At 44.9% G+C, this 3441-nt stretch carries 3 protein-coding genes; 2 read left to right on the plus strand and 1 reads right to left on the minus strand.

The window, feature by feature from the left end:
* A partial coding sequence (locus AB4496_RS03215) for a delta-class carbonic anhydrase (protein ID WP_372130583.1) occupies positions 1-761 on the plus strand: 761 nt, incomplete at its 5' end.
* Between the two features lie 280 nt (positions 762-1041).
* A complete protein-coding gene (locus AB4496_RS03220) occupies positions 1042-1668 on the plus strand; it encodes a LysE family translocator (RefSeq protein WP_032555025.1) in 627 nt (208 codons plus the stop codon).
* Between the two features lie 102 nt (positions 1669-1770).
* Here the strand turns inward: AB4496_RS03220 and AB4496_RS03225 are convergent, their stop codons facing one another.
* Positions 1771-3153: an MATE family efflux transporter gene (locus AB4496_RS03225; RefSeq protein ID WP_032555026.1), complete on the minus strand. Its 1383-nt coding sequence runs from the start codon at positions 3151-3153 to the stop codon at positions 1771-1773.
* Positions 3154-3441: the final 288 nt, after the last annotated feature.

The following is a 3441-nucleotide window of genomic DNA, read 5'->3' on the forward strand; positions in this document are numbered from 1 at the left end:
TCGCAGAACAAAGAGCTAAGCTTTCTGAAAACACCCAAGGGCAAGGTTTTGGCCCGCAAGCCCCACGAGATTTGGGTTCATTAGAAGGAACAAATACCAGACTGTTTTCGGATGCCCCTGATTCAACAGCAATGAACTTATGTAATATTCACTTCCATAAGAACGCTGAGCATAAAGGCGGTGAGTTTACTCAATACGCTGGCAACGGTGATGGTAAGGGATTCCAGAGTGGATTTAAATACACAGGCAAGTTGAGTTCAGCTGAGCTGAAACCATTTGAGGGCAAGGTTTGTCCGAGCGCTCATGGCTCTTTGCATTCAGGTGACACCATCGAAGTGCATTATGTGTACTCGACAGCACAAGTTGAACCGGGTGAAACACTGGGCGCTTGTTTTAACGATGCAATTACCAACCCGCAACTGCGTGTAGAAACCCAAGTTTACGTATTAGTGAATGACGACAAAGCACTCGATTTCGAAGCATTGGCGAAACACTCTAAAGTGGATGGTTTGCACCAAGCAACCAACATTCCACAAGATACTGGCTCAGCGATTCAATACGCAGGTTCTACAACAGGCCCTGGTTATAATGAACAAGGTTCGCCCTTCCAAGTAACATGGAGCGTTCGTCCACAAGTCGCGAAAGTAAATATCGCGACAGTAGGTAGCTGGTGTGAAGGCAATGACTTTAACGAAGATCACGCCCACGGTGTGAGAAATATAGTCGTAAACCCTGAGTTGTTGTCACCAATATTGAATTAATCTTGTTACGTTGATTTTCGATCATTGTTTCGAAGGCGGGCCTCTAGGTTCGCCTTTTTTGTGTCTTAACGAAAAACAATTTGGTGATTGGTTTAAGTTGAAGTTTATGTCTGGGGTTAAGGCTAGGCTAGGCTTAGGCGTAGTGGGGAAATTACGTGTGACACTTATTCAAAACATGAGTTGTGTGAATCGTTTTTAGTTAAAAACGTTCTTTACCCGAATCGGAGCTCCGTGATACGTTCAAAACTTATAATGTTGAATGATATTTGAGGGACGGCAGATGTCACTAGAAGGCGCAGTTACATTCTTTATTGCCATGTTTATATTTGGTATTACTCCGGGACCTGGCGTATTTGCGATTTTGGCTCGTGGTATGGTTCATGGATGGCGCAAGTGCATCACGCTTTCGTTAGGTATGATTTGCAGTGACCTTATTTATCTTACGCTCGCCTGCTTCGGCCTAGCGACCATTGCCGAGAATTGGTCGATTGCGTTTGAGGTGATTCGCTACGTTGGTGCAGCTTATTTGATTTACTTAGGCTATAAGATGTTTAAGAGCTTACCTGAAGTGCAAGGCTCAGCTGAACTCGCTGCCAAACAGAGCCAGAAATCCGAACTCGCGAGTTTCGCGCAAGGCTTTTTGATTTCAGCTTCAAACCCTAAAGTGATTCTGTTTTATATTTCGTTCTTGCCGACTTTCATTGATCTGACAGTTCTGCGCTCACAAGATATTGTCTTGGTTTCTGGTTTAGCATCTGTTGCTCTAATGTCCGGTTTAATGCTTATCGCTGTAGGCGCGGGTAGAATGGCAGGTTTGCTAAAAACGCCACGCGCGCATAGAAGATTAAATCAAAGTGCTGGTGGAATAATGATTGCTGCTGGCTCATATTTGGCGATAAACAGATAAATACAGCTCAATTTAAATAGAAAAAGCGCGTTGCTGCCTAGTGGCAGTAACGCGCTTTTTTGTATTTACTTTCCGGTGCGGTATTCGCTTACTAAAGCAGTATTAGCGAATTGCTGCGTTAATTGAAGGCAGTAAATCGCGCTTCTTAATCACGAATCGCAAGCGAACTAACATCAGCGTAGCAGAGATACTTAAACCCGTAAGAATACCAATCCAAAATCCTTCTTCACCCATTGCTGGAACAATGTGGTCTGTTAGCCCGAGCACCATGCCCAGTGGTAATGCTAAGCCCCAGTATGAAGCGATGGCTAACATCATCGGGATCTTAGTATCTTTATAGCCACGTAATGCGCCGTTAGCAGAGGTTTGCAGAGCATCACTGAATTGATACATAGCAGTAAAGGTCAACAATACCGCTGCCGTTGCGCTTATCGCAGGATCGGTAGTGTAAAGCCTGATGATCCACTCTGGGAACAACAGGAACATCGCAACCGAAAGCAAGGAAATTAACGCTGCAACTAAGATACCGACTTTACTGCGCTCAATTGCGCCTAGTTCGTCTTTCTCACCCAAAGCGTGACCAACACGAATCGTAATACCAAACGAAATACTCATCGGAATCACGTAAGTCAGGCTCGAAATGTTAAGTGCAATTTGCGCGGCTGCCACGTTCTCTGCACCAATACGACCAATCATCAACGCGATAACCGCAAAGATACTGCCGCACACCGCGATGTTCATGCCGATAGGTAAACCTAATCTTAGAAGGTGAAGCATCTCTTTTGCTTTTGGCTTTGCATCTGAAAAGTTGATGATGGTTTTGTAGTGGTGATGACCTTTAATGTAGGAATACAGCATTCCCGACATTAGCCAATACACTAAGCTAGTCGCCCAGCCACAGCCCACAGCCCCCATTTCAGGGAAGCCAAACTTGCCGTAGATAAGCACGTAGTTGACCGGAATATTCACCAACAAACCAACCACCGAAATGATCATCGGTACTTTGGTGTTGTTCATACCCTCACAAAAGCCATTCAAGGTGTAAAACAGGGCAATACCCGGCACACCGAAGGCTAGGGCAAACGCATAGTCGCTACCAATTGGAATGATCTCAGAGGCAACCCCAATCCACTCTAAGATCGGTTTCGCACTCACTAAGTAAGCGATGAGCAAGACGCTAGCAATTAATGCCAACCAAACCATTTGGAAGAACTCAACAGAGATACTTTGAAAGTCACGTGCGCCGCGGTGGTAAGCGACTACAGGCGTTAGCGCCATAATCACGCCACGAAGTAGCAGCAACACAGGAATCCAAAGGCTAGTACCCAGTGCAATAGCGGCGAGATCGGCAGGGCTTACTTGGCCAGCCATTGTCGTATCGACAAATCCCATCGCTTGGGTCGCTATTTGAGTCAAAATAATAGGAACCGAAAGATGCATAAGCGCACCCGATTCACGAGTAAAAGGACGAAGTTTCGTTAGCATGGAAGTTCACAACATCAATATAAATACACGAATGATGGCAGGATGGCCGGTGTGCATTTTAGGATGTGCCCCGTTGGGCGGGCGACAATATAAACACCTTACCGTATAGGGTCAAGCATTGGATTTATAGGGGCTAATTTGCTCTGGAAGAACGCTAGATTTGCATGGTGTTAGATACTGTTTCTATGTACATAACCTGATGATTTTAATGTGAATCATGCTAGATAGAAAGTTTCTATATTTGCTTGTTGAATTTCAATGTACACATCATAAGTCACTGTTATGGAT

This window comes from Vibrio sp. 10N.222.46.A1, assembly GCF_041473595.1.
In the GTDB taxonomy this organism is placed as follows: domain Bacteria; phylum Pseudomonadota; class Gammaproteobacteria; order Enterobacterales; family Vibrionaceae; genus Vibrio; species Vibrio tasmaniensis_A.

What these genes read in the sequence shown, in the direction of transcription:
- AB4496_RS03220 (WP_032555025.1), top strand. Translation starts at nt 1,042, where the DNA reads ATGTCACTAGAAGGCGCAGTTACATTCTTTATTGCCATGTTTATATTT.
- AB4496_RS03225 (WP_032555026.1), bottom strand. Translation starts at nt 3,153, where the DNA reads ATGCTAACGAAACTTCGTCCTTTTACTCGTGAATCGGGTGCGCTTATG.